Here is a 24,722-nt window from a genome sequence, read left to right as displayed (position 1 = left end):
CAATGAAGTTCATATCAATAGTTAAGTTGTTAAGCTTATCATTCATGTCTCTTACATTAGATTTTCTACTACTTACAACGGTTCGTTTAACATCAAAAGCATCATACCAGTTAAATTCAGGAAGCTTTTCTTTTACGAAAGTTAAAATCTTCTGAAGTCTATTATCATAGAATGGATCTGTTTTAGCTTTAGATGAATAAGCCTGTATCCATAAGTACTAGTAATTTCCTATGCTTATTAATGGTGTTTACCAACCATAATGAAACTTCTCTTAAGCTTTTTTCCTTGTAATAAAGGCGATTAGGATTTTTCTCTAACTCCTCTTTGGAAATTTTGATATTTACAATGACTTGCTTCTCATGGCTTTTATTAAAATCAGAGTTTGGCTCATAATGCATATAGTAAAAGCAATCATCCTCTTCAGATAAAGCAAACGGTTTTGCTCAATTTCCCAGCCTTCTAGCTGGATTAAATTATACTACATAGCTTATAAATTATTTAGAATATCTTGTGTATCTCTAACCCGTATTGCACCCAATGCTTCAAATTTTTGAGGCCAGGTTAAGTTGTTGTTTTCAAAATTATTATTCAGAATAAATAACTTTCGCCCCTGTTTGATGGCTGCTTTCGCTTGGGTTAATGAGCCAGACGTATTGCTTGCTTCCACAATAATAGTGGCTTCGCTAATCGCTGACATGGTTTTATTTCGCTCAGGAAAATTAAAACGATTGGAATTTGGATTTCCTTTCTCATAGCGAATAATGGGTACTTGAGAAATCAGCAAATGATGCTTGGCAATTTCTTCTTGTAGTGCACGATTTTGAGGTGGATAAAAATGGGTAATAGGTGTGCCAATTACCGCAATTGTTCTTCCGCCTAATTGAATAGCGGCTTCACGAGCTGCTGTATCAATACCTGCAGCAAGGCCAGAGATAATTGTAAAATCATATTCAATTAAGGCTTTAACTAACTTCTTAGTTCTTATTTTTCCTTCTTCAGAAGCAGCTCTAGCACCAACGATAGCTACCCCTCTTGTATGCAACAAATCAAGGTTTCCACGATAGTATAAAAGTGGCAGGGGGTATTCAGCATCATTAAGCTTAGATAAATAATCTGCAGTTCCACGCATAAAAACGTTAAAGTCAGCTACTTTCCTTTTTTTAATCTCAGTATAAGCACGGTTAAAATAGCCTTGTGCTGTGGTTTTATCTACGAGATCAATTAAATGCTCCGCTTTATTCGTTTTCATTAAATCTACAAGTTGCTTGTAAGAAGATACTTTTTCATCAAGTAAGTATTCATAAGAACCAATTTCTAATGAAGGTGAAATAGCAAACATTTTTATTCTCTAGGTTAAAGAAATAACTATCCTATTTCTGATTCTATTTTAATCATCAATGAATGTCATTAATCAATGCTATTAATTAAGCGCATTAATAATCATAATAAATGATAACATAGATAGAACAATCATTATCAAATATAAAATCTACTAAGAAAATTAATCAGCCTTAGTAGGTTTCTAAAGACTTTTAGAAGGAATTCAAACTCGGTGAATAAGTTAACTGGAAGATGCTTATGTGGGAAAATTGCTTATGAGATTAAGGGACCATTAGGGCCTATAGTTAACTGCCATTGCTCCATGTGTAGGAGATGGCATGGTGCTGCTTTCAGAACCCGCTGTACTGTGGAACGCAAAAATTTCAATTGGATAAAAGGAAAAGAATATTTGTCGAAATTCCATTCATCAGAGAAAGTAATAAAGACATTTTGTAAAATTTGTGGCTCTAATTTAATAAGCCTGTATGAAGATAAGCCAGAGTATATTGGTTTACCAATTGGCGCACTTGAACAAGATCCTGGCTCTCGTCCGATAGCTAATATTTTTGTTGCGTCTAAATCACCTTGGTATGAGATCACAGATAATTTACCGCAATACGATGAACTTCCAAATAAAGATATTGATTCAGTTTTATCTGAGAGAAAAAATAAATCAAATAATATAAAAAAATAACCCGCACTGATACCCATTATTAAGAGGTATTGCGGGTATTGTTCTACTTTAAGACAAACAATTAGTAACGGCTCCCTCATCTTGCGTGATCTAACTTCTGTAAAAAATAAAATTGAATTATCTATTAAATAAAATAACGAGCTTTATTATAGAAAATAAAATTAATAAAATTATAGGTTAGTCCATTATAATCTATACTCTAGGTATGATAACTGCGCTAATCAAACTTAGAAAAAAGACATTAAAATCAATAAATTGGCTTATGACTAATATTTTTTTCAAACAAAAGATTTAAGAATTCTTTGATTTCTTTATGTTCTCTAGCGCTGCATTGCAAGCAGTTTGATTTATAAGAAAAGTCGAATTTACTGACTCTAACGCTTGGGAGATTGAAATATATTTATCTGAAGCATGCTCTAGAGCATCCAAATGAATTTGATAGAAATACCAAACAGAAAATATTAGAAAGGCAATCTTAATGAAATTGTCTTTTAACAGAGTTAGTACTGAGCTAATTCTATCTATAATGAGCAAACTTATTAATACTAATTCATAATGCAACCGCATTTTTCTCATCATCTGTTTGCCAAAAACAACAGATTAGCTGTAGCATCAACAGTAGCTTTATCCTATATTCCGTACATGAGCTTTTGAGTCATCCTTTAAAATCTTGCCATTAATATTAATGTTAAGATTACCTAAAATTCTTTTTAATGTACTAGTATTAATATTCTGGTACGCTTCTTTTTCATACCGGGCAATCTGACGCGGGCTAACGCCTACTTTCTGTCCAAAACTTTCTATAGTCATATTTGTAGCTAATCGATATCGGATAGGCGCAAAGAGTAGATCTTCTAAGGAATGTATTTCTATAGCAGCGCTTTTACCTTCTATTAGCTTCCGATATTCATCTATATCTCTTTGAATTTCATCCATTAATTCCTGGGTTTGCTTTTTAGAGGCTTCTGCAATAGACGCTGGCACACCTTTTTTTATAGGTGTCATTAGAGATTGCTGCAATCTCTTAAGTTGTTCTCTAGCAGCTTCATATTGTCTATCACTAGTGATCATCATAGCTCTCCTAATTTAACAACAAGAATACCTTTAGGTTCTCCGTCCCTATTTTTTTGAAAAAACTGTGTAAACGGTAATCCACTTCCAGCTTCAGTGATACCGGCAATAAAAAAATCTAATCCATATTTTTTCTTCATACTTGCACGCTCCCCTAAGAAAACAGGGTCTAAAATAGTCATATCTACCAAATTATGATATTCCCAACATCCATCAATATCATTAGGTTCTTTTTTTCCTGTGACAAAGCTACCATTAAGCCAGATGGTTTTAACACCTGCGCTTTTTAAGTTATTAGCAGCCTTTCTAAGGCCATTCATTAACTTCTTTCTTCTTGTATTAGACGAACCATATACTTTAGCGACTTCATCTAGCGTAGTTAAATGCTCCCCTGCCGGTAACTCATTATTATTTTGTAAGCTTGGAATACCCATTTTTTCTTTAAACAGCACTTTAATATAAATTATATAATGACTAATTAGTCATGTCAATTTAGTCATAAATAAAAATGCTATTGTTAATAATTGCTTGAAAGGGGTATTAAGCTAATTTTATTATAAAAAGCCAGACTTCTAATCTGGCTTTCGATTTAGGCAACATGTGGCAGCAATTTCTCAGCAGCAGACCATAATTCACGATTCAATCGTATGTTTTGATCAATAGACCTAACTTCACGACTTCGTGTACCTTGCAACCGCCCCTGCTCGTTACGATACAGACCAGAAATACCACCGCGAATGACATTTTCCTGAATTACATTTAATACAGAAAATAAATCATCCCCCGTACCACTATACCTTCTCGGTCTTAACAGCTTTTCAGGCGCAATAGCAGTAGCGGCATTGCCTTCAAATCGTAGCAAGTGAGCCTTTTGAGCCAGATAAAGTTTCTCATCTTGACCTAAGGCAATTGATTGCATCGTCTTAACCGCATTCATTAATCCGTCAAAACATTGAACAACATTGAAGGTCCCTTCAATGACATTATCGATGACGTTACCCACGTGTTTAACTCTGACTTCATCATACTCAAAACCAGCAACCATACCATTGCTACATACCAGGCGATAAAGACCTGCCATTAAACGATAAGAGGACAGACCGTCATGAGAATTAACCAATACTATCTCAGGAAAATACGCTGATTCAGCATAATTTAAATCATAACGTCTAAATCGAATCATATGCTTTGAGAAGAGTTTTTTCTCCTTGGTCCGTGTGCTTGTTTGATACGCTTTGGTTGGATAAAACCCTTCTTTTATAAGCTTTTCAACAACCATGGCTGTTGAAATTGGCTGATACCTATCGCTAGTTTTTTCATAACCGTTCTCTGTGTACAACGAAGGAACGAGTTGTGCCAGCTGATTTATTGATAAATGGTACATAATATTCTCCTTAAAAATAATTAAGGAGCACCTCCCTGACAGGGAGGCTACTCCCTGTGGGTCGGTGTTTAAAAGATTATAGTGTCTGGTTAATCATAGCTTGATATACAAGCTGGGCTATTTCAATAAAAGGTGGTTCATCAGGAATTTATTGACGCTAAAAAGAAACATTGTCTTCAAAGGCCTCATCGCCTAACAGTGCCTTTATAGTCGCCAAATGCTGTTTAGCACTTATCGGCGGCAAGCTCTCTTTGGCTTCAGCGTCATTGATTTTTTTATCCAAAAAATCAAGCTTCGTGACAACAATAGTTGCTTGATAGTGTTGATTACCCTCACTATCACTCCAAACATTATTTCTAAGCTTTCCCTCAACATAAACATAACTGCCTTGTTTCAGGTACTCGCATGCTTTTGCAACTTTGCCAAAAAATAACAACTGATGCCACTCGGTTACCTGCTCCCAATTCTCTCCTTTTTTAATGCGCTCATTGGTTGCAATCGATGCAGCGTAAAAGACAAAACCCTCTTTTGTTGAAATTGCTTTGGGTGGCAGGCCTAAATAGCCAATGATTTGTACCTTATTAAGTGATCCACTCATCATTTTCTCCTTCATTGATTTTGAAAAAATGCATAAGAGAAAACTATCCGCACAAGTGGGACATTTTCTCTATTACCGACCACTACAAAATGGCCATCTTGAAAAGTAAACAGTACCGAGGTCACATACGCTCTAACACAAGAGATGTTATCCAAAAAAGAGCCCACCCCAATCGCATAGCCATTGATTTTCATGCCTGAAATATCAGGAGGTAATGGCACGCCATTAGAGGCTATTAAGTCTTCTGAATTTATGAGCGCTGAAAAGGGGAACAAGGGCTGCATTAACTTTCCTTCAACGGGCACTTCCCCAATAAGTGCTGAGAGTAAAACGGTGTTTCCTAAATCAGAGCCTGCCGGAAGCGTATAATAAGGAATACCTTTTTCTTAGCCGTGCTTAGAGGGCAAAGTAGTTTTTAAGTGCGCTTTTTTGGCAAAAGCTTGCCTTTTTGTTTTAAGCTTTTGCCAATAACTTAACTCAGCTTCTGATAATCTTCTTTTTACTAAAAGCGCATCCATGTCTTTAAAGTGATTTGAGGGAGATGCTAAAGAGTCACTGTCATTTAAGGCATAGTCTGTGATTTTCGTTGTTTTTCGTTGTGTTTTAACCTCTGCCAATTCTTTTTTAAGCGCTGCAATCATGTCTTTGACTTCAGGGGTTAACTCATCGCGCACAGCCTCACTCTTTTGCTCCTTTACCGCCAGCAGCAATTCATTTTGTGCCATTAATTCCTGATTTTTTTGCGCTAACTCATCAATCTTTTTTTCATCTTCCATAAGACGAGCCGAGACATCGCGAATATTGTCATTAAATTGACTGGCAATGGCTTGATTGACATTATTGATAATCTCCCTAGTAGGCTCTTGCTTAAGGGGCGTGGTTTTACCGCTACTTAAAACAACTAAAACCACTAACACCACCGCACCAGTTAATACTTTAAGGCCTGTATGACGACTCATCGCACATACCCCTTAAGTGCTTTTAAGGCATCACCAAAGGGTCTTGATGACACTAAAAAGACAGTGGTAGTTTCATGATGGGCACGCGGTTTTAAGGTGTTTGTAGGATAAAAGGTTGCCGTTTGCCACCCCCCTATCAATTGCCTTGGGTCAAGCACAATTGTTTTATTTAAGTCGTTTTTTAATTCAACAGCCGTCACATACAACTCGTTTGCTTGCCAAGAAATTAAAGGGTGCGCACTAATACCCGCACCATACACTAATTGGACGGTTTTTTGAGTCTGCATCGCCACTCTTACAACGCCCGGTAGCCTGTCTAAGAGGCGCTCAGGAACATACAAGGACTGTATAGCAAAACGGGTTAGAGAGACGGGGTTAATGGTATCACCAGTCATTGACTCATTAGCGCCTACTAAGCCCTGCTTGCTTGTCGCAGTTTGTTCTTCAGCGCCTTGACTAGGCGCCTCTTGGTTGTAAGAAAGCATGATTTCTATGGGCGCAACTGGGCGTTCGCTTTCATTGGCTGACAAATTAAGTACCAAAAGCTCACCGTCTGGCATCAATTGAACAATTAAACGTTTATGATGAAAGGGTTTTCGCGCTTTGATATACAAAGCATCATCTATTTTAAGCACGTTTAAGTCATCATCTAACTCTGAATCAACAATTGAGATGGGAGATGGAAATCGAATCACACGCTCTTCATTTAAAGGCAGTCCAATGGCAAGCGGTGCTTTTTCCCAAAGCATATGCTCTGTTTGCAAAGCGCTTGCGGAGAAACTTATAAGAAATCCTAATATAATAACGAGCAATTTTGCGTTCATGAATGAGCCTCTCCTTTGACATCGGCACTTAATAAATCTTTAACTAAACGCTCAGGCTGGCTGTAGCCATCAAGGGCGAGCCCAAATGGATTTTGTAATTTAGAGACATTCACTTTAACCACGCGATAGTGGTAATCCACCACTTTGTCAGCAATGACCATGGTTGAGTGATTATTAATTTTTTGAGTAAGCCTAAGAACCAGATGAACCTCCCAACTATTATGACTTAGCCGTTTCACATCATTTGGCTCTAAAAACCGATACAGGCTAGTTAGCTGTGTTCTTGAAAAAAGGCCTGCTTTGTCAAGCGCTTCTTGATTAGCTGCAAGCACATCCTGAAACCTGGGCGTGAATAATGTTGGTAGGACAGTATTTTTTGATTAAATGCATCTGACCCGCGAGCTCGCCAAGAATGAAGGTGAGGAATTAACGTCGCTACAAACCCATGCACGTATTCATCAGGAATGTCATCTGCTTTAATCAAGCCCCCATTAGCACTTATGGAGGGGGTTAGCCAAATCTGCAACTTACTTGGCGCTTTCATTAACGCAAAACCAAGCCAAAGCGTTAGGAGAAAAAACGCACCACAGCACACTAGTAACAATCGATTTAACTGGTTTAGCGTGTCTATTTTTTTATAATACTCAAACATCGCGTCCTCCAAGTAATCGCTCTTTACGCCAAAGTCCCTGATGGCAGAGGTAAGGCGACTGCATGAGGCCTGCGCGAGATACCTGAATAACTAGTTTTTTTCTTAAAAAACCTGTGGGTTTGCCTTGTTTGTGGCGTGCAAGCCTGTAAGGAAAAACACGCACACTTAAGAAAAAGCCAAGCACCAAACCCAAAGCACCAGCCGTGCCCGCCCACCCGAGCAACCCCCCAATGATGGTCGTTAGCAAGCAGGTAACTCCCATGCCCAGCAAGCCCGTGACTAAGAGCTCTCTTAAAGTCAATCCCTGATAGGCAATAAACTCATGCGTGAGCGTGCGACTGGATGGCCCATTCATCTGGTTCTCCTTTAAAGATTGAAATTAGTCACGGCCGTAAAGCCAAAATATGCACAAACGATACTAATGGAGAGGTAAATAAAGGACATGACAGCATACGAACTAAACACCGCCATTAAGCCACCTTCGCTTTTCTTAGCCGCTTCAATACCATGCGACACTGTCATCACAAACTGATAAAAGCTCACAATACAAACGACAAATAACAAAATTTTAAAGCCTTTAACGAGCAAATCAGAAAACACAACCATCGCTTCTTTATTGGTCGTATTTTTGCCGACTAAGGCCGTAGGAAACCAATCGGCTGCCTGTACGGAGGCTGTAAGTAAACTAGAGGCTACAGTTATAATCCCGCCAGCAATTGATTTTGGACCTATTTTTTTCATTTTCTTCTCCCTATGGTTTAAATAACAAAACAATCAATGTCACCCCGAAGATAACTTTCATAATCCTTGTTGCGAGATTAAACATAAATTCGTCCTCACGTTTGGCTTGTGCATTTAAAAAATGGCTAACCGCAAATGCACAGGCAATAAACACGAGCACCACCCCAGCAAAACGCAGTAAATTGGCATACACAGAAGGCGAATACTTAGACACTTGGGTAAACGCTTGAGTAAAAAGTGCATTAACTTCAGTCATTAGCCTCTCCCTATATAATCAAGCGCAAGCGGCTTAATGGTTTTAGGGGCAATGGCGGGTTCATTGATAAATTCAATGAGGCTGTTTCGAATCGCTAATAAATCTTCTCTAACACCCGCATGCACTCTTCCCTCTCTGTCGGTAAAGCGTTCAATATGTAGCGTAATTCGAGCATGGGGCTCCTGCTCGTCTTTGGCCTCATCAAGAAGCGGCATCATGGCATTGATTTGGTTAATGAGGCGAACTAACGTTTCATTAAGGGCGTCATTTTGAGCAAAGCTCACATTAGCTAACAGCATTAACCCAACTACCAAACCAAGCCTTTTTAAACGCTTCATTGTTTCTCCTATAAATACTTTTTAAATCGACTAGCCGAGGTACTCATGACTAGTGCGAGCAATACACTCAATCCCACAAATAAACCGGTTGGATTAAAATCAAAAGGCAAGGAAAGCCACACCACTAACACCCAAAACAACGTTTTACGGGCCAGTGGCAAAGATTTGTGGAATACATAAGTTGATTCTCGCCCTAAGGAGGCAGTCCGAATGGCACGCTGATTTAAGCCATCAATTAGTCCTGCAAGGCTCATTAAGACAAATAAAGGCAGTGCACTCAAACAGAGCAGTATTTTGAGCCATAACACATGCAAACAAGCGCCCCCAAGGAGATAGGTGTGCGCGAAAAAGGTCATAAGCGTTGACCCCATGCCAGCAATAGCAGGAAAATTAGCTTCTGGAAGCTCCTCTTCTAGGGCTTGAAGAGGTAAATCTAGCGCCTCTTGGAGTTGATGGGCAGTTTTCTGAGTCTGGCTAATTAAGTGCTTCCACTCTTGTTCAATTGAATCAGACCACCAAAACTCTCGCCTCACCGAGACGGGGCTTAGTGCTCTCACCCAGGTCGTTTCCTGAAAACTTAAGCGCTCAACATGTACTAAGGCTTCCTTAAACCCTAAGCTAAACCACCAAAAGAGCGTCCCTATAAAAAGCACAAGAAACCCAATGACGCCTGCCACAATAAAGGCTTTGAGACTGCGAACAATAAAGTTTGGTGAGCGCTTTTTTATGGTTTGCGATGTCATTGCCATACTCGCCCTTTCTCAATGACCAAAGGGTAATGAGCCTGATGAATAAGCGCCATTAAGGCATCGACATTAGCAGCCATTAAAGGAATACCTGCAAGTAGCTCAAGCGCTGCCAACTCGGCTTGAGTGTCTACATTAGCCACCAAACCTAATCCATGAAACTGCTTTAGAAAGTCTTGATGCGTGCCTAACCATTGTTTTGAGAGGGTATCGTTGCCAATCACAAGCATTGAAATCGAAATACAATGCGGCAGGGTTTTTGTAGTTATTGTGCCTGGAGAGGCTTTACTTGTCATAGGCGCGCCAAAGGCATGCGGGTAATTAGAAGAATGACCTACTTCTGTTTGTTCTAAATTGGGTGCAAGATAGGGTTTAATATCCTTAACGGGTCCCTGAATTTCCAGCACCTTTAATCCATACGCACTACCAATTAATAACGCGCCTGAGGCTACTGCTAAAACACGCATGTTAAATCCTCCCCAAATCAACAACGCTAGAAACACCCTGGCGCGCAAGAATTAATAGAGGCGTTTGTTTGTTTGCAAGTGTTAAACTGTCATATTGAAGCTCACCATGATTTAGGGTAATTAAGCCGGACTTAACAGCGTCATAAGAGAGGCCTGCGCGATGCGCTAAATTCTGAATTGCGCGATTATCTGCTTCTAAAACCAATAAATGAAGTTTGGTGCCAGGATTTTGTACCACCGCCTCACTTAAGGTCATGATAATGCTTCTGCTTGCATCCTCTGGTCTTAAAAATAAAAAGAGCATGTCGCCTGTCGTTAAGGACACTGGCTTATGCGCCATAGGTGAATAAACAGTGGGGTCAAAATCTCCTGACACCACAGACTCGTGTTTAAATAGCTCGTTATAGGCTTTATAAAACGCACTGTTCCAGGCTAAATTCTGTGCCACCTTTTGGGCTTCAATTTGTGCGCTTAGTGCTGCAAAATGCGCTCTTTCCTGTTCATTGCGGGCATTAAGCCCCAAAATATCAACAGGCGTTAAGTGAAGCCCTTCATAAAACACCCCGCTTCGATTGCGCATTAAGGCTAAGTAGCGTTTTTCTTCAAGCTCTGTAAGTCCCCAAACACGCGCTTCATGTAGAGCTTTCTCATTTAACGTCATCGTTTCTAAATCTTGGTCTGATGTCACATCATCCTGGTAAATTGAAAGACCGCGCTTAGCTAAGTCTTTATCCCCAATAGCCGAAGTCCTCGGTAAGTGCTCAGCAAATTTAGGAATCTCTAAAGCAGAGGCACACGAGGCAAACATACTTATTAAAGCGGTGAAAAAGACTTGTTTCATGCTATCTTCTCCTATCCAATGAGGTCTTGCTTAAGGAGCACGCGCTCTTTATTCTTATTTTCAAATTCAATTTGTTGATGTTTAAAATCCACTTTTACAATTTTCCACCCAGCTAAAGAGTCGCCCTTTTCAACAGGCACGGTTTTGTAGTCATACGCAATAGTGGCAACCGCAGTTGCTTGAATACTATCAATACTGGTTACCACAAAAGGGAGCGCCTGAGCAGGTAAGTATTTCGCTGATTGATTGGCGGTTTGCAGGGTGTTGACTGCCTGATTAAGCGTGTTTAGTTGGTTTGATAAACTGCTCTCCGTTTGGCTTAAGCGCACTTCAAGGTGTTGGCTTAATGCATCAGGATTAAATTGCCTGATATCTTTAACCTCCCGACTTAATTCTTTAAGTTTTTGCTCTAAAACGGACAAATCCAGTTCCGGGAATGGCTTTTGGACTGCGGTTTCCAGAGAAGTTAAATGGTTTTGCAGCTCATTTAAGCGACTAGCGACTGCATCGCTTACCGTTACCATCGCGTTTTTTTCAGGAAAGCTTTGCAGCACAATTAATCCGCTCGCAACCCCAGCAACCACGCTAACCCCTAAAACCCAAGTGAAGGGCTGCTTTAAAGTCATCAGCAATTTAGGTAAAAAATAGGTGTTTTTCATGCATGAGCCCCTGATTTTTTTTGAAACTGAGCATATTTAGGGGATAAGGTAAAACCCACTGAGCGATTAAGCGGGTCAATAACCACTTTGAAAATACCTTTGCCTACTAAAACCTCCAGGCCTTCTTGAATAGTGAGCGGCCCTAAATCACGGTCTATTTGCGGTAAGGGTTTCTGAAGGACTGCCTTAAGTGCTAAAGATTGCTCTTGTTCGGGCACTAAATCGTAACCAGATAATGAAAGCCATTGATGAAGCGCTTCTCCCACAGTATGAATTTCAGTATTAAAATGCACTTGTTGGATGGCGAGAAGTGGATTAACTTGGGCTGCAAGTGGTTTATTATCAACTGTGGTATAACGCCCAATTTGTGTTACATCTTGAGCAGATAATTCACCTAAGTAAGCCACCATCAAACCTATAAACAGGAGTTTTTTTAAATCACGTACCTTTTTCACAAACAAGCCTCCTCTGAGGGACTTAATAAAAGCCCCTTCGTTACTCATATTGAATTTATTTTTACCGGCTAATTAATGGCTCACTGATAGACTTTCTTTTTAATCATCTTGCTCACCACTAAAATATTTCTGAAATGACTTTAACTAATCCCTGCTCAAGTAAAGGTCTTGCCTGAGCAAACTTTAAATTAACTTTATCCGCATTAGACACAACTCTCGTTCGGTAGCGCTGATACTGGCTGTCTCTAGATGAGATTTGCGAGGTCATCGTGCTTGTGCCATTTTTCAAATGAGACTTAAATTGCTCATTGACTTTTACGCCTCGCCCCACCCGCTCACTTATTTGAATATCAGTAATCATAGTGTAATTAACATCTTTTACTAAAGAATCCGCAGCCAAGCCAAGGGCACCGCCTGCAAGACCTCCGGCAATCATTCCGGCACTTGAGTTTGTGAAACTTCCAACAGCAGTTCCGGCTAGTGCGCCTGAAATAGCTGAACCATAACCCGCTCCTAGTGCTGATTGGCTTGCTGCGATACTCATTTTGCCAACCTTAAGAACATTGGCTTGTAAGAGATAATGCGCATCCCCTGGCTCTTTCACCACTTTATAGCCGTGACTTACGAGCGTTGATTTAAGTTGCGGCCCAATATCAATCTCCTCATCAGAGGTGTTTTTGACTGAAACATAAATTGTCTTTTGGGAATTTGAGACTGGGTCTAAGAAAATGGTTTTACTTTGTTTAGTGCTTACTTGCAAAGAGCCGTGCTCAAGTGCTGTTTGAGTTGCTGCGCATCCTGTTAATACAACGAAGGTGCTAATAAGAACTACTTTTTTTACCTTCGTGTGATTTGCTTTCATCATTCCCTATTTCCTTGTTAGCTTTATAAAAAATCTTTCGTGTTCTATCCTCTAAAGGTTTTCTCTTAACTTGCATGCACTTTTAAGTTAGCTATTTCCTTTTCAAGCGTGCTAATTTTTAATTGGGCTTTCGTTAAAATTGCTTCAAATTGTTCTCGCGCATGCCGATGTAATTTCGCATCGTTTAACAGCCGTTTAAAGTGAATGACTTCTGCACGGACGTCTTGAAGTTCTTGCTCTTTATTTCTAAAAACAACATTTGTTTTCTCTTGTGCTTTAAAAATTAAGCCAGGCGGCGTTTGCCACTCGCCACGTGAGATGACTATGCCTATTGCATTAAGTTTTCGCCCAAAATCTTGCCCACAGGCGATAAAGTGCTTAGAGCTTAATAAGCAATACTCAATTTCTTGAAAAAGTATTTGCGCATTTGAACTATTTAGCTTTTGAGCAAGTGCATGAACTCGTTTCTTTTGGTTAAGAGTCAGAGTGCTACCTATCACTGAATCTTCTGCTGATAAAAAACGAATGGATTGGTGCTCTGTTGGCTCAGATACTTGTTCATCTCTTAGTTTATTTTTATCAGAAAGAGCAGCGGCAGCTTTTTCCTGATTTGAAAAAGTATCTGGTAAAAGTTTACTGCTTGCTGCTGCTTTTTTATTTAATAAATTATTATTATTTTTATTATTTACTAGGGTTGGATTAGCCGTAGTCGGTTTTCCAGTCGCCGGATTTTCAGTCTGAGGCGTTACCGAAAACGTGTTTTCAGGCTCTGGTGTTTTTTCTTTCTTTGTTGGCTTAGGAATTTCATAAACAATATATTCTACACCTTCAAATTTGCCGCTTGCGTTATTTCTACAAGCTGATTTTGAAATATATTCAGCTTGCTCTAACTCGCTTAAAAGACTTCGAACAGAATCTCTGCCGTTAGTCGAACGTGTTTGTAAGTCAGCAACTCTCACACACCAATCATCAGGTAAAGACATTAAATAGGCATGAAGCCCTTTAGCGCTCCAAGACAGTTTAATATCTTGTAAACAAGTTTTATCAAGGATGATAAAGTTTTGATTTTTTTTATGGATTCGAAGTACAGACATCTTGAATTTCCATTTCTTTTACTTCTTCAATATTTGAATTTAAGACAGTTTGATTTAACTCAGATATCGAGCGAAACCGATTCAAATGATCTTCAAGCCTTAAAGCTGCTTCCGGTATTTTCTTCCTGCCTGATCGTCTACAAGATTCCGTTAATAGCTGATTAGCTTTTTCAGATAATTGAAAAGAGATATAGACCTTAGGATATTTTTTATTGTTTTCCGATTTCAATTTAATTCCCTTGGATAAAAGGATTGTGAATTAAAACATTTTTAGATAACGATTAAACTCCCTACATTTTAGGGTTGACATTAAATCATATTTAGGATTTTATTCTCGATTCGCTATAATTTGATGAAACTAAATGGATATTCCTTACATCTTAAGCCTCGGAAATAAAAATAGAATTAATGAAGTTTGTGAAAAACTTAATAAATGTAATATGGAATATTTCGTTTGCTATATCGTATTTAATAATAGTCAAAAATTTGTTTTATCTAATATGTATCACCTACTAAAACCTTATTATGGAGAAAGTTTTTATAAAGAAGATTATAGTTACAGTGATAAGATAATTACTGGTAATGATTTTTATATTTGTGATAAAACTAATTCGGTTTCTTTAAGTTTAAAGAGAGAACTTGAAGAGCGATTTTCTATATATAGAGGTTATTATACAGTTCGACGGTGTCCTGAATGTATATTTATATTTGGCGCGATAAGAAATAAGATAATTAATGATTATGAAGTTTTCTACAAAAATACACTTTCTAACTTTAATGAATTTTGTCTTTATTTTGTTGACGAATTTGAGGATCTAATTAAATTTAATCATCCTGCTTACGAAAACTCCCTCATTCTTAATGATAAGTATTACAGAAAAAATGTTATATTAAATAGATTAAATAATATAAATTCACTTACTCAGCGAGAAATAGATATTTTGTTCTGGGCAGCAAACGGTAAGACTTCTAGTGAAACTGCATTAATATTAAATATCTCTCAGGCTACTGTTAATGATTACAGAAAATCCTCTATAAAAAAATTAAATTGTTCCAATATTACTCATGCTGTATTTGAGGCAATTAAATTAGGATACCTAGGCTCGTTTAATAAAATTGGAAGCGTTTTAGAAATTCCTAATCTAAACCAAACTCTAGAAAAAAACGGATTTACTACGACAAACATACATTTAATAAATGCATAAATTATTTAAATTTATACAATCAAGATTTATAGGCTTTTTCTTGCTATTAATTGCAGTTATAAAAAATAAGCCTTTGGTGTAAATAATATCATTTATCGTTATCTTTTGATTAAATATTCCTTTTATTTTGGATATACGTTCAAATTTCACGATAACATTAAATTTGTCTTGATAGGTCAGAGGTATAAAATAATCAATCTCTGCTCTGTAGATTACTAAATGTATTTCTTTTTTGGTAATTGTAAAAAAATCTATACCCATTTTATATAAAAAAGTATGTCTTGCATGCTCAAAATAATGTAAGTAGTTTGCATTATTTACAATACCTTGAAAATCACATTCATAATCTCTTACTTGTAACTCAACTTGAAACAAAATTTGATCCTATCTTAAAAATTTTAAGTTATATCATTCATTATAGATGAAGGAAAATTGTAACATAGATACAGCTAAGATGTTTATACAATAAACATCTTTTAGTAAAATAGAATTAATCATCTAAAAATTACTTTTATAGGAGAATTTATATATAGCAATCCAGACGATTGACGTAAAAAATAATGCATTACAGTATCATTTCGCACTTGTTTCTTTACGCAAATTTCTTTCAATAAATTTATTTTAATAATTTCAATTATAAATTGTATAATTTTTTAACTTAAGAACTAAGAGTAAAATTGCTTGGATTGAATAAACTTAATTTAGATAGGAAAACCTAAAATTAATTAAGTTTTCCCAAAATTTTAATATTTTCTTTTGTTTTCAAATACTTAACTAATAGTTTCATAAATGAAACTAGAATAGTGACCTAGATAAATTCATCTAATGCTTCTAAAACTAATGCTTTAAGTTTTTCAGATTGTATATTAGAAAAATTAGACCTATTAAACTCAAATACAAATTTCTTGTAAGTAGGTTGAATAGCCTTAAAAAGAACTTTGTCATCAACTTTATAACTTCTTGCTACATTAAATTTCTTATCATCTTTATTAATTGCCTTAATAAGCTCATTAATAATAACATTTGGCTTTATATGAGTCTTCCTTTGTTGAATTTTATCTTTCAACCCTTTTGCAGCATTAATAATAATTTCCCTATAATTAGCATTTTTTTCTAATAAAACTACTAATGAATATATTGGGTTGATTTTCAAAAGAGTAATGTCGTCAAATAGAACCATAATTTCTTTGTAACTAACAATTTTAGCAGCAGATAACATTTTAGATAATTTACTCTTCTTTAAATCCAAAGCTGAAGCCATTTCATCTTGACTATCAAATAATCCCGCATCAAGTTGCTGCTTATAGCTAATAGCGTCTTCAAATTCGCTAATATCATTACGGTCTTTATTTTCCAGATTCATTAATATAGCGCATTCTCTATCACTAGCTTCAACAGCTTTGACTCGTACTTTTTGTTTAAGGTAGTTACAGGCAAACCATCTCCTTCTACCTGCAATTATCTCCCAATTCTTACCTTCGGGGTCATTTTCTAATTTCCGCGCAAATATAGGTACCTTCTGGCCATTTTTTCGGATAGATGATATTAGATCTTGGCATTTTTCTACATTCATCCACACTGTATCACGATTATGGAATCGCCAAGGTCGACAATCTAAAGGATCTATTAAGAATTCTGTGCCCCGCACTATTTCTGTTTGACTTTTAGTAGTCATCGTTCGCGATGCGGCAGGTAAGACAACTTTTGCATTCTCTAATTTATTTTGATTTTCATCAACAATCACACCTGCTAAAGATCTTCTTTTACGCATAAGTAGCCTCCCCACTTACTACGAACTTACCAGCTTTCTCAAGCCTTTTAACCTTGCTTGGCCACGTTTTCCATACCTCAAATTCGAGCTCTTTGCAAAATGAATTAATAATATTTAATGCTCTTTTTTGAGGCCTTCTAACTTCTAGTGCTGTTTGAAAATCAATAGCAGCATTTCCAATTTCAGTTGTATGTAAAAAATAGTTGCTCATCATATGAAAACCAAATACATCCTGCATTATTGGTAAAAACTCTCTATGATTAGTTTGATTTAAGAAAACGTCTGTTGCTAATATTTTAATAAAATGAAATTCTTTTTCCGGTGCAATCATCTCAATAACATTTTCAATCATACGAAGATATTGTACGGTTGAACTAAATTCATATAAAGCTGGAGGGGTAGGAATAACTAAGGCTTCTGCTGCACAAAGGATATTCATTGAAGTAAAACCTAGAGCTGGCGGGCTATCGATTATTACTAAATCGTAAGCATCTTTTACTGAATTAATACCCTGTTTCAATTCTGAAAACAAATAACTTTTTTCAACTGTAGGAAGATCTTTTATCTGTTCTGCAATTCCTAATTCAAGGTTATAGAGTTGTAAATTAGAAGGAATTATATCTAAGCCATCCCAATAAGTTTTACGTATGCAATAATCTAAATTATCTTTTTCACCTCTAAAAAATGGTAATAGGGTACATTTATCTTCAATATCTCTATCAGGAATATAACCAAAGCTACTAGTCGAAGAAGCTTGTGAATCCATATCAATAAATAAAACTCGATAACCTTGAGTCGCGAAATACTGCGCTACTGCAACACTCGTAACTGATTTTCCAACGCCACCTTTAAAGGTTTGAATAGCTAAAACTAAACATTCATCCTGCGACGCATCTCGTCTTGGGTATGTCTTAAAATGTTGTCTAAATTGATTAATTTGTTTAAGCGTATATCCTGCAATTCTGTTAGTCGTTTGGTTTTTTTCAATATCATCCAGCAACCCATCACTTATCAATTGATTTTGAATTTTCAAGATGGAACTACTGGAACGTCCAACTAATTCTGCCGTCTCTTTTAACGACCACCTTCTTTCTAAAATCTTATTATTGTTAGGAGCTCTACCACTTTCTTCAATTTGTCTGAGCACACTTTCACCCCGACCTATCAAAGCTCGTATATACTCAATCCCTGCTTGGTTTTTCATTTTTATTCCTATTTTTTAAAAATAATGAAATTTTAATTTAGAGGTAAATTATCTATTTATCAACAACAAAATCACAATTCCGCATTTTTTATTTTTATTTGACAAATATTGCGGATTTTAAAGAGATGATATAGATTCTTATGAAGATGGTGATAACTTATTAAGAATTAATAAGAATAGGAAAAACATATGCTTAATTAAAAACAAGGAATATTAAAGAGTTTAGTCCTGATAAGTCGGCAAACTTATCAGGACTTATAAAACTTAGCTTGGAACGAAGCTAATTTTCTACCAAAAATTAGATAGGAATTTTTTATCTAAAATTTTTGGATTCATCCAATTATTATTTTAGCTACGTTCCCTAGAAAAAACAACAAAGATAAGGAAATTATCTATGGGGAACCTTTGTTCAATTTTTCATGAGCGATTTAATGTCCTAAAGACATTAACAAGATGCCCTAAGAAAGCTTACTTGCTCGATCAATTTATATATTGGTGGCAAAACTCCAAATTTAAATTAAAGAACTCTGATTCTATTTGGTTTATGCGGCCCTATGAGGATATCGCACAAGAAGTAGGGATAGGGCTGAGCACTTTAAAGAAATACATCAAAGAGTTTTCTGATTTAGAACTCATTGAAAGGCGAAGTACCTTTTGTGCTAAAAATAGAAATAACAACCCTAATGAGTTTGAGGTTAAGAAGCGGACCTATATTCGAATTACAGAAAAGCTTCTTGAACTGATTAATCAAACTTCATATTTAAAACCTCAAAAGAGACTATGCAAAAATGAGAGTGAATTCCTAACACAAAGTTCACAATTAAAGCAAATTGAGACGATCGAAAAGTCAAAACCGATACCTTCTATATATAAAGATAAAAAATATAATTGTTTTAATAATAATATTAGTGAGACATATACTGTTAATTTTGGTGAAAAGGATATCCGTTGCAATCCTAATAAAACTTTCACGAAAAATTTTAAATACGAAAAAGAACTAGAGGGTTTAATTACTGAAGAGGCTAAAAACCAAATTAAGGGCATGCTTTATAATATTGAGCATAAACACCGTATTCTTATCTCAGATCCAGAACAACTTTTTGCGGAGATTGTTTTTGCAGCAACCGATCCGAATCAATTTAAGCATTGTGAAAGTTTCAAGCATAAATTGAACGCCATCTCATTTATACTTCGAAGTAAACGATGGTCCACACCAAAAGGATTTTATAACCATTCTTACATTGGTTCACTTTTTAAAGAGCGGAAAGACGTTAGAGCACGCAGGAGGCAAGAAACAAAACTAGAACGTGAGCTTTTAGGTATAACTAATCCTCAAAAGGTAGCTGAAATTAAAGCTCGCATTGAATTAAGTGATAAACATGGGGCTCAATTTAATAGGCCAGATGAATCTGCAAAAAGTTTTTCTCATTTACAAAAAGAACTTATCGATAAATTAAAAAGAATAAATCATGAAATTCATTCAGAAGGTTGTTATTTACAGATGATGGAGAAAGATTATAGTGATGGGCTTCCTCATGCTAGTAGGGCGCTTATAGATAGTAGTGCGGTTAAACTCGCTCGTCTTTATGAAGAACAAGCAGAACTTGAAAATAAGTTAGCTATGTTTGAGCAAGACCGATCCCTATGTGCTTAGAGGTATCTTAAATTTATTCACAATTTCTGTGGATAAGGTTGTGTAGTATTTCTAAAAGAGTAGAATGTAACTTAGCTAAGTAGAGGTTAAGACGTTAAGTCATATAATAGTAAATCAATCCATAAAATATACAAAAATTTTAGCACATTAACAATTACAAAGGTATTCATCAATTTAGGCTAAAACCAAGTTATAAGATTATCTTTTAAAGGTAGAATCCCTTTTTTTATCTTTCCCACCATACCATGAAGGCGCATCGCTTGCTGGAAAAGTATCTTTTAGTGTTTCGTCTACCATCTTTTCAACTGATTTTTTGTAATCCAAATCATTTTTCTTTAGTGAATGATTTCTTTTCTTTGTTAAATGATTCATACGAATGCCTCAATTAGCATGATTTAATTTGCCTATTTACTTATTATAACCTTTAACCCAAAGATACAGTTGGCGGTAAAATGGCCAGCTTCATTTGTAAACTGTGGAACAATTCTGCAGGATGTTTAACGATAGCTAAATTTTAAGGTAAGGCTATTTCCCAATTGAGCTCTAGCCTTAGATTGCCTTTAGTCACATAAATAAATAAAATATATATTTACGTAACGTTAATTAAATAACCAGTTAAGCGACTAATTTACAGGCTTTTGGGAGTAGGTTAGAGGTAGTTCCATAACCGGTCGTTTTAATTATGTAAATAATTAAAAGCCATAATACCTTTCTTAATTTTCAGTATTCAATCCCACGCTTTAAATTAATGCCAAATTCGCAACAATCCGTTTAAGTCTATCTGGATTATCATCGACGTAAATAGAGGTTGTGACAATGGAAGCATGACCCGCTAATCTTGATACGGCTTTAATATCGACCCCTTGCTCAATAAGTTTGGTGATAAAGGTTCGCCGCCCTGAATGTGAACTTGCACCAAAATCCCTGCTTTGTCATACAATTTTCGGAACCATTTTTGTAAAGTATTCGGTGTAAAGCGACTTCGCCGTTGCGTTTGAAAGAAAGGTTTATGGCGGGGTATGCTATTTGCTTTTAATTGATTAAGATAGATTTGTAGTGCTTCTCGTAATTTTTTATTACTTAAATAAGCATAACGTTGTTTTTCACCTTTGGTCATGGAGCGCTTAAGACAAATTTCATCAAGTAAGCGGTAATGGCTATCAGCAACATCTGCAATAGTCAAAGAAGCAATTTCTTTTGCTCGCAGCCCTAAGCCAAACGAACAATAGATCATCGCCACATTGCGAATGGCAAATGTACTATCTTTAGCCACTGCTAAGATTCGTCTAAATTCAGCATCCGTTAAAACTTTCGCTTTACCTTCTTTTGACATAATTTTTATCTAAGTTCCTGAAAAGAATATATTTTAACTAAAAAAGGAACTCTTAGCAAAAATAAAAAGAACTGAACTTCAAAAACTCTCGCTGTCATTAAAGAGGTCCGGAAATGATACTTTCAGGACCTCTTTTTGGAATTCTAGGACTTCAATTCTTAATAAAACACTAAGTTTTTACTGATATCCAAAATAAAATAATTTTATTTAAAATGTGTCAAAAACAAGAAACTGGGTTTGATAATTATTACGACTTGAAGAATAAAAATGCTTAATCTTTGATTCAAAGTCTCACTTTCGAGAAGCCAAGAAAATTTTTGCAACAAAGCCCTATATAGTTATAATTTCAATGCCGATACGTACTCATCTTTGGGCGTAATTTCATTTTTTGACGACGATGTTTCTACAGATGGTGTAATTAATGACGCGTTGGTAGCATTACCTTCTACTTTATTAATTGTCATTAAAGGTGGTATAGGCTGATATTGCGATATTTCTGCAGCATGAGAAGTTATTAAAGCTGAAAATGGGTGCCTTTTTTCTTTTGAAAAATATGGTGTGGTTTTAAAATCATGGATAGCAGTATTATTTTTTAACATATCAGGGTTAATTTTACTCTCTATTAAGAAATCATATGTCAAATCATTGTAAAAATCTTTAGTATCTTTCTTAGTAATAATGTGCGCTGTCGTAAAAGTAATCGTACAGGACGTATCGGGTAAAAGGGCATGAATTTGTTCCGCAACACTAGGATCAATCATGTGGTCCTTATAAGATGTAATTAAACAAATTGGAATTTGGCGATAAAGTTCAATATTTTTTCTTACTCTATCAATAGTATCGAAATTATTAAAATCAGTTTTAAAAAAATGGTTCAGTACGTCTAACGAACATTCTGCAACCGTGGTAATATTTGTATTTAACCCCTCATTGTCAACACCAAAGGTTTGTAATAACGAATTAATACTTTTTAATGTCGTAACGGTTAAACTCGGATTAGAACTAATGAACGTTAACAATCCTCGCATCAGGAGCGAATTTGCTGCTTCAGGTGAATAAGCGAAAGCCATAGGTACAATGAAATGTTTAACAAAATCAGTCTGGTCTTGTATTGATCCAGAAAATAACTTTTCTTCGGCAGCTTGCATTTGCGGTAAGGCAGGTGAATTGGCATATTGTGTGCGCAGATAATGACGTGCATATTCTTTATTACCCACACCATTAGCACCAACAATAGATAAAATCTTTTGTATGTGAATATCAGATGATGGTTCCAGCCATTGCGGGCGACATAAAGGGAAGTTCATGGCAACCATATGTCCAAAAGATCGGCCACAAAGGACTAAATTCAACTTCTTAATATTTAATCGTTCCTTGATAGTTTCTACTAGGCTAGCATCCATTTCTGTAAAATGTTCAACCGTATATTCAGTTTGCGGATTTTTGGCTTTATCACTCTTGCCACAACCTAATGGGTCATAAAGGATAAAATGCGGAAGGGGCCGTCGCTCTGCACTAGCCTTAGCTATTTGGGCATAAACAAAATATTTATACATATTTAAACCATAACCAGGGCCTCCTGGGATAACTAAAATATAAGGCTGGCTATCATTTGCTGATCCTGGAATACCCACCACTTTACAATTAATATTGAAATTATGGATACGCAACGTTTCATCTAATAAATAGGGAATGTTTTCTTTAGGCATTTGTGCTCATCCTTGAGAAAAAGGTTATAGGAAAAAACGATTAAGGGTTAATTGTAATCAATTATTGACTTTTTATAGTGTATATAGCACATAAAGGTATACCGATAAACATATGGCTCCAAACGGTGAATTACGAGCAGATGGAAAAAGATTATTAGGCGTTTCCTAAGGTTTTAAAGCAGCCTTTGCGCCTTAATTTTCCTTGCGCGCAGCACTGGCTATAATTCTATCCCCTAGTAGGCCATTAACTATTCCTTACCTACCTTTTTGGCAAAACTAGAATCAGCTAGTTTTATAGCTGCTTGTCTAAGAAACTATACATAATAAATTATCTCTACGTCTGTAAGAGAGGTTTAATTAATCAGCATGTAAATATTTGTCAATAAATGTTTATTATAATTCCAAGTTAAAATGAAAATGTAAAGATTAAGAAAATATCATTCGTTGTTATTGTATAACCCATAAAATTGACATTTCAGTACCTCCTTCTACTTTAAGGACCTCTCATAATTTTAGGTTGTCTTTAAAAAGCGACTTTCGCCTACTTATTTGAGCGCACTTATAAAGGTCAAAGAGAGTATAGACAAAGAAGCTAGATAATGTGATTCTGTTATCAGAGCTAGGTGTCTATTTCTAATACTACAAATAATGTTTCAATGGTTAAAAGAATGGTGGCAAGAACGTATCATACAGCGTTCATCCGTAACGGATACTGAATGGAAAGAGGCCTTTCAATCTTTGCCTTTACTTCGGCGCTTGAGTGATGAGGAGAAAGAAAGACTCAAGCGGCTATCAATTTTGTTTCTTTACTATAAGTCATTGGAAGGTATTGGTGATTTAGAGATAACAACCTCTATTAAATTAAGTATTTCTTTGCAAGCTTGCCTTCCTATTTTGAACCTTGGGTTGGATTGGTATGATGGGTGGGTATCCGTAGTGATATATCCTGGGGCCTTTTCAAGACAGAGTAGAGAAATAGATGAATATGGTATTGAACATATAGGCAGAGCTAATTTAAGTGGTGAATCATGGCAACGTGGACCAGTTATTTTATCTTGGGATGACTCATTGCACCATGGCGAAATTGATGGTCGTAATGTGGTGATTCATGAGTTTGCTCATAAATTAGATATGCGAAATGGTAGAGCAAATGGTTTTCCCCCTCTTCATAAGGGGATGTCAGCACAACAATGGGCTGAAGAATTTAACAATGCATATACTGATTTTGAAACTCAGATACAACAGCACATTCCTATCCCGATAGATCATTATGCTGCTACTTCTGCTGCGGAATTTTTTGCGGTATTCACGGAGTTATTTTTCGAAAAACCTACAACAATCAAGAGGTATTATCCTGAGATCTACGATTTATTAGTCCAGTTTTATCATCAGGATCCTGTGGGTAAAATTATAAAGTGTTCATTTTAAAAATTAATAAGGCGTGTATCGTAAATCCTATAATGCTGGTGTGATCAATTACAGTCCCCCTCCGCCATCTTTCTTCTAAGTCACGATAACTGATTCCGTATTTACAATACTAACGCACGTATTGCAAAATCACTTCGCCATGAAAATGTCGCCATTTGAAATCAGATGGATTTCTTAAACGCATAGAAATGACTAGCTAAATTCGCTTAGTATACAACTATCTTATTTTTGCAACATATATGAGCCATCCCTTATTGCAAGCTAATTTATTAGGAAATTAAATAACGATACAAGGTTGGCTTAGAAATATTAAGCACTTTGCAAATATCGGAAATACCTAAAGTCTTATCCTGATGCATACGTTTAGCAGCCTGAATTTTTGAAGCATCCACTTTAGGACGGCCACCTTTTCTACCGCAGAGGGGATTATCCCAATTTTACAAAATTTAAATATTCA

Annotated in this window: 32 protein-coding genes and 2 pseudogenes; 4 read left to right on the top strand and 30 right to left on the bottom strand. The window is 36.2% G+C overall.

Features of this window, described 5'->3' with window-relative positions:
* Positions 1-487: 487 nt before the first annotated feature.
* Positions 488-1,339 (bottom strand): DNA-processing protein DprA, encoded by an 852-nt coding sequence (locus ACQUW5_RS14135; protein ID WP_444991915.1) that lies wholly within the window; start codon positions 1,337-1,339, stop codon positions 488-490.
* Positions 1,340-1,552: 213 nt separating this feature from the next.
* Between ACQUW5_RS14135 and ACQUW5_RS14130 the strand changes: the two genes are divergently transcribed.
* Positions 1,553-2,014: a GFA family protein gene (locus tag ACQUW5_RS14130; protein WP_444991914.1), complete on the top strand. Its 462-nt coding sequence runs from the start codon at positions 1,553-1,555 to the stop codon at positions 2,012-2,014.
* A 624-nt stretch (positions 2,015-2,638) separates the two neighbouring features.
* On the opposite strand, the gene ACQUW5_RS14125 is transcribed toward ACQUW5_RS14130, so the two are convergent.
* The 20 genes and pseudogenes from ACQUW5_RS14125 to ACQUW5_RS14030 form a co-directional block, all read right to left on the bottom strand.
* On the bottom strand, positions 2,639-3,088 hold the full coding sequence (locus ACQUW5_RS14125) for a helix-turn-helix domain-containing protein (protein ID WP_444991913.1): 450 nt from the start codon (positions 3,086-3,088) through the stop codon (positions 2,639-2,641).
* Complete coding sequence (locus ACQUW5_RS14120) at positions 3,085-3,519, bottom strand: DUF6932 family protein (protein ID WP_444991912.1); 435 nt, start codon at positions 3,517-3,519, stop codon at positions 3,085-3,087. The genes ACQUW5_RS14125 and ACQUW5_RS14120 overlap by 4 nt, the downstream gene beginning before the upstream one ends.
* A 155-nt stretch (positions 3,520-3,674) precedes the next feature.
* A complete protein-coding gene (locus ACQUW5_RS14115) occupies positions 3,675-4,424 on the bottom strand; it encodes a DUF932 domain-containing protein (protein ID WP_444991911.1) in 750 nt (249 codons plus the stop codon).
* Between the two features lie 202 nt (positions 4,425-4,626).
* Positions 4,627-5,067 (bottom strand): single-stranded DNA-binding protein, encoded by a 441-nt coding sequence (locus ACQUW5_RS14110; RefSeq protein WP_444991910.1) that lies wholly within the window; start codon positions 5,065-5,067, stop codon positions 4,627-4,629.
* A gap of 11 nt (positions 5,068-5,078) precedes the next feature.
* Entirely contained in the window at positions 5,079-5,351 is a 273-nt protein-coding gene (locus tag ACQUW5_RS14105) for a hypothetical protein (RefSeq protein WP_444991909.1), read from the bottom strand.
* A 102-nt stretch (positions 5,352-5,453) separates the two neighbouring features.
* Positions 5,454-6,026 carry a hypothetical protein gene (locus tag ACQUW5_RS14100; protein WP_444991908.1) on the bottom strand — a complete coding sequence of 191 codons (573 nt, stop codon included), beginning with the start codon at positions 6,024-6,026 and terminating at the stop codon, positions 5,454-5,456.
* Positions 6,023-6,850, bottom strand: a complete 828-nt coding sequence (locus ACQUW5_RS14095) for a TIGR03749 family integrating conjugative element protein (RefSeq protein ID WP_444991907.1) — start codon at positions 6,848-6,850, stop codon at positions 6,023-6,025. Before ACQUW5_RS14095 ends, ACQUW5_RS14100 begins: the two co-directional genes overlap by 4 nt.
* Positions 6,847-7,502, bottom strand: a pseudogene (locus ACQUW5_RS14090) (DUF2895 family protein). Before ACQUW5_RS14090 ends, ACQUW5_RS14095 begins: the two are co-directional and overlap by 4 nt.
* Positions 7,495-7,857, bottom strand: a complete 363-nt coding sequence (locus ACQUW5_RS14085; protein WP_444991906.1) for a DUF3487 family protein — start codon at positions 7,855-7,857, stop codon at positions 7,495-7,497. Before ACQUW5_RS14085 ends, ACQUW5_RS14090 begins: the two are co-directional and overlap by 8 nt.
* A gap of 11 nt (positions 7,858-7,868) precedes the next feature.
* Positions 7,869-8,243: a hypothetical protein gene (locus tag ACQUW5_RS14080; RefSeq protein WP_444991905.1), complete on the bottom strand. Its 375-nt coding sequence runs from the start codon at positions 8,241-8,243 to the stop codon at positions 7,869-7,871.
* 10 nt (positions 8,244-8,253) lie between these two features.
* On the bottom strand, positions 8,254-8,499 hold the full coding sequence (locus ACQUW5_RS14075) for a hypothetical protein (protein ID WP_444991904.1): 246 nt from the start codon (positions 8,497-8,499) through the stop codon (positions 8,254-8,256).
* Complete coding sequence (locus tag ACQUW5_RS14070; protein WP_444991903.1) at positions 8,499-8,837, bottom strand: hypothetical protein; 339 nt, start codon at positions 8,835-8,837, stop codon at positions 8,499-8,501. Before ACQUW5_RS14070 ends, ACQUW5_RS14075 begins: the two co-directional genes overlap by 1 nt.
* 8 nt (positions 8,838-8,845) lie before the next feature.
* Positions 8,846-9,580: an IncC plasmid conjugative DNA transfer DtrJ family protein gene (locus tag ACQUW5_RS14065; protein WP_444991902.1), complete on the bottom strand. Its 735-nt coding sequence runs from the start codon at positions 9,578-9,580 to the stop codon at positions 8,846-8,848.
* Positions 9,577-10,050: a PFL_4695 family integrating conjugative element protein gene (locus ACQUW5_RS14060; RefSeq protein ID WP_444991901.1), complete on the bottom strand. Its 474-nt coding sequence runs from the start codon at positions 10,048-10,050 to the stop codon at positions 9,577-9,579. The genes ACQUW5_RS14065 and ACQUW5_RS14060 overlap by 4 nt, the downstream gene beginning before the upstream one ends.
* 1 nt (position 10,051) lies before the next feature.
* Positions 10,052-10,891: a TIGR03759 family integrating conjugative element protein gene (locus tag ACQUW5_RS14055; RefSeq protein WP_444991900.1), complete on the bottom strand. Its 840-nt coding sequence runs from the start codon at positions 10,889-10,891 to the stop codon at positions 10,052-10,054.
* Between the two features lie 11 nt (positions 10,892-10,902).
* The gene (locus tag ACQUW5_RS14050) at positions 10,903-11,550 is read right to left on the bottom strand and encodes a hypothetical protein (protein WP_444991899.1); all 648 of its coding nucleotides are present in this window, start codon (positions 11,548-11,550) and stop codon (positions 10,903-10,905) included.
* Entirely contained in the window at positions 11,547-12,005 is a 459-nt protein-coding gene (gene pilL2 / locus ACQUW5_RS14045; protein WP_444991898.1) for a PFGI-1 class ICE element type IV pilus protein PilL2, read from the bottom strand. The genes ACQUW5_RS14050 and pilL2 overlap by 4 nt, the downstream gene beginning before the upstream one ends.
* Positions 12,006-12,123: 118 nt before the next feature.
* The gene (locus tag ACQUW5_RS14040) at positions 12,124-12,867 is read right to left on the bottom strand and encodes a complement resistance protein TraT (protein ID WP_444991918.1); all 744 of its coding nucleotides are present in this window, start codon (positions 12,865-12,867) and stop codon (positions 12,124-12,126) included.
* 65 nt (positions 12,868-12,932) lie between these two features.
* Positions 12,933-13,961, bottom strand: coding sequence for a replication protein (locus ACQUW5_RS14035; RefSeq protein ID WP_444991897.1), 1,029 nt, complete (start codon positions 13,959-13,961; stop codon positions 12,933-12,935).
* Positions 13,939-14,190 (bottom strand): TraY domain-containing protein, encoded by a 252-nt coding sequence (locus ACQUW5_RS14030; protein WP_444991896.1) that lies wholly within the window; start codon positions 14,188-14,190, stop codon positions 13,939-13,941. The genes ACQUW5_RS14035 and ACQUW5_RS14030 overlap by 23 nt, the downstream gene beginning before the upstream one ends.
* Positions 14,191-14,323: 133 nt before the next feature.
* Between ACQUW5_RS14030 and ACQUW5_RS14025 the strand changes: the two genes are divergently transcribed.
* On the top strand, positions 14,324-15,166 hold the full coding sequence (locus tag ACQUW5_RS14025; RefSeq protein WP_444991895.1) for a helix-turn-helix transcriptional regulator: 843 nt from the start codon (positions 14,324-14,326) through the stop codon (positions 15,164-15,166).
* On the opposite strand, the gene ACQUW5_RS14020 is transcribed toward ACQUW5_RS14025, so the two are convergent.
* The 3 genes from ACQUW5_RS14020 to ACQUW5_RS14010 form a co-directional block, all read right to left on the bottom strand.
* On the bottom strand, positions 15,152-15,541 hold the full coding sequence (locus ACQUW5_RS14020) for an acyl-CoA thioesterase (protein ID WP_444991894.1): 390 nt from the start codon (positions 15,539-15,541) through the stop codon (positions 15,152-15,154). The two genes, ACQUW5_RS14025 and ACQUW5_RS14020, sit on opposite strands and share 15 nt — an antisense overlap.
* Before the next feature lie 433 nt (positions 15,542-15,974).
* Positions 15,975-16,937 (bottom strand): ParB/RepB/Spo0J family partition protein, encoded by a 963-nt coding sequence (locus ACQUW5_RS14015; protein ID WP_444991893.1) that lies wholly within the window; start codon positions 16,935-16,937, stop codon positions 15,975-15,977.
* Positions 16,930-18,141, bottom strand: coding sequence for an AAA family ATPase (locus ACQUW5_RS14010; protein WP_444991892.1), 1,212 nt, complete (start codon positions 18,139-18,141; stop codon positions 16,930-16,932). The genes ACQUW5_RS14015 and ACQUW5_RS14010 overlap by 8 nt, the downstream gene beginning before the upstream one ends.
* Positions 18,142-18,535: 394 nt before the next feature.
* On the opposite strand from ACQUW5_RS14010, the gene ACQUW5_RS14005 reads away from it, so the two are divergent.
* Positions 18,536-19,795 carry a hypothetical protein gene (locus tag ACQUW5_RS14005; RefSeq protein WP_444991891.1) on the top strand — a complete coding sequence of 420 codons (1,260 nt, stop codon included), beginning with the start codon at positions 18,536-18,538 and terminating at the stop codon, positions 19,793-19,795.
* Positions 19,796-19,993: 198 nt separating this feature from the next.
* Here the strand turns inward: ACQUW5_RS14005 and ACQUW5_RS14000 are convergent, their stop codons facing one another.
* From ACQUW5_RS14000 to ACQUW5_RS13985, 4 genes are all read right to left on the bottom strand, one after another.
* Complete coding sequence (locus ACQUW5_RS14000) at positions 19,994-20,167, bottom strand: hypothetical protein (protein WP_444991890.1); 174 nt, start codon at positions 20,165-20,167, stop codon at positions 19,994-19,996.
* A gap of 368 nt (positions 20,168-20,535) precedes the next feature.
* Positions 20,536-20,649: a hypothetical protein gene (locus ACQUW5_RS13995; protein ID WP_444991917.1), complete on the bottom strand. Its 114-nt coding sequence runs from the start codon at positions 20,647-20,649 to the stop codon at positions 20,536-20,538.
* Positions 20,628-21,128 carry a tyrosine-type recombinase/integrase gene (locus ACQUW5_RS13990; RefSeq protein ID WP_444991889.1) on the bottom strand — a complete coding sequence of 167 codons (501 nt, stop codon included), beginning with the start codon at positions 21,126-21,128 and terminating at the stop codon, positions 20,628-20,630. Before ACQUW5_RS13990 ends, ACQUW5_RS13995 begins: the two co-directional genes overlap by 22 nt.
* A 338-nt stretch (positions 21,129-21,466) precedes the next feature.
* The gene (locus ACQUW5_RS13985) at positions 21,467-22,837 is read right to left on the bottom strand and encodes an alpha/beta fold hydrolase (protein WP_444991888.1); all 1,371 of its coding nucleotides are present in this window, start codon (positions 22,835-22,837) and stop codon (positions 21,467-21,469) included.
* Positions 22,838-23,485: 648 nt separating this feature from the next.
* Here ACQUW5_RS13985 and ACQUW5_RS13980 point away from each other — a divergent pair.
* On the top strand, positions 23,486-24,265 hold the full coding sequence (locus tag ACQUW5_RS13980) for a M90 family metallopeptidase (RefSeq protein WP_444991887.1): 780 nt from the start codon (positions 23,486-23,488) through the stop codon (positions 24,263-24,265).
* 31 nt (positions 24,266-24,296) lie between these two features.
* Here ACQUW5_RS13980 and ACQUW5_RS13975 read toward each other — a convergent pair.
* Both ACQUW5_RS13975 and ACQUW5_RS13970 read right to left on the bottom strand, forming a co-directional pair.
* Positions 24,297-24,449, bottom strand: a pseudogene (locus ACQUW5_RS13975) (IS6 family transposase); the annotation flags it as partial.
* Positions 24,450-24,534: 85 nt separating this feature from the next.
* Positions 24,535-24,657 (bottom strand): helix-turn-helix domain-containing protein, encoded by a 123-nt coding sequence (locus ACQUW5_RS13970; RefSeq protein WP_444991886.1) that lies wholly within the window; start codon positions 24,655-24,657, stop codon positions 24,535-24,537.
* Positions 24,658-24,722 lie beyond the last annotated feature (65 nt).

The organism is Legionella pelazae (assembly GCF_052527395.1).
This window is presented reverse-complemented; position numbering and strand designations above follow the sequence as displayed.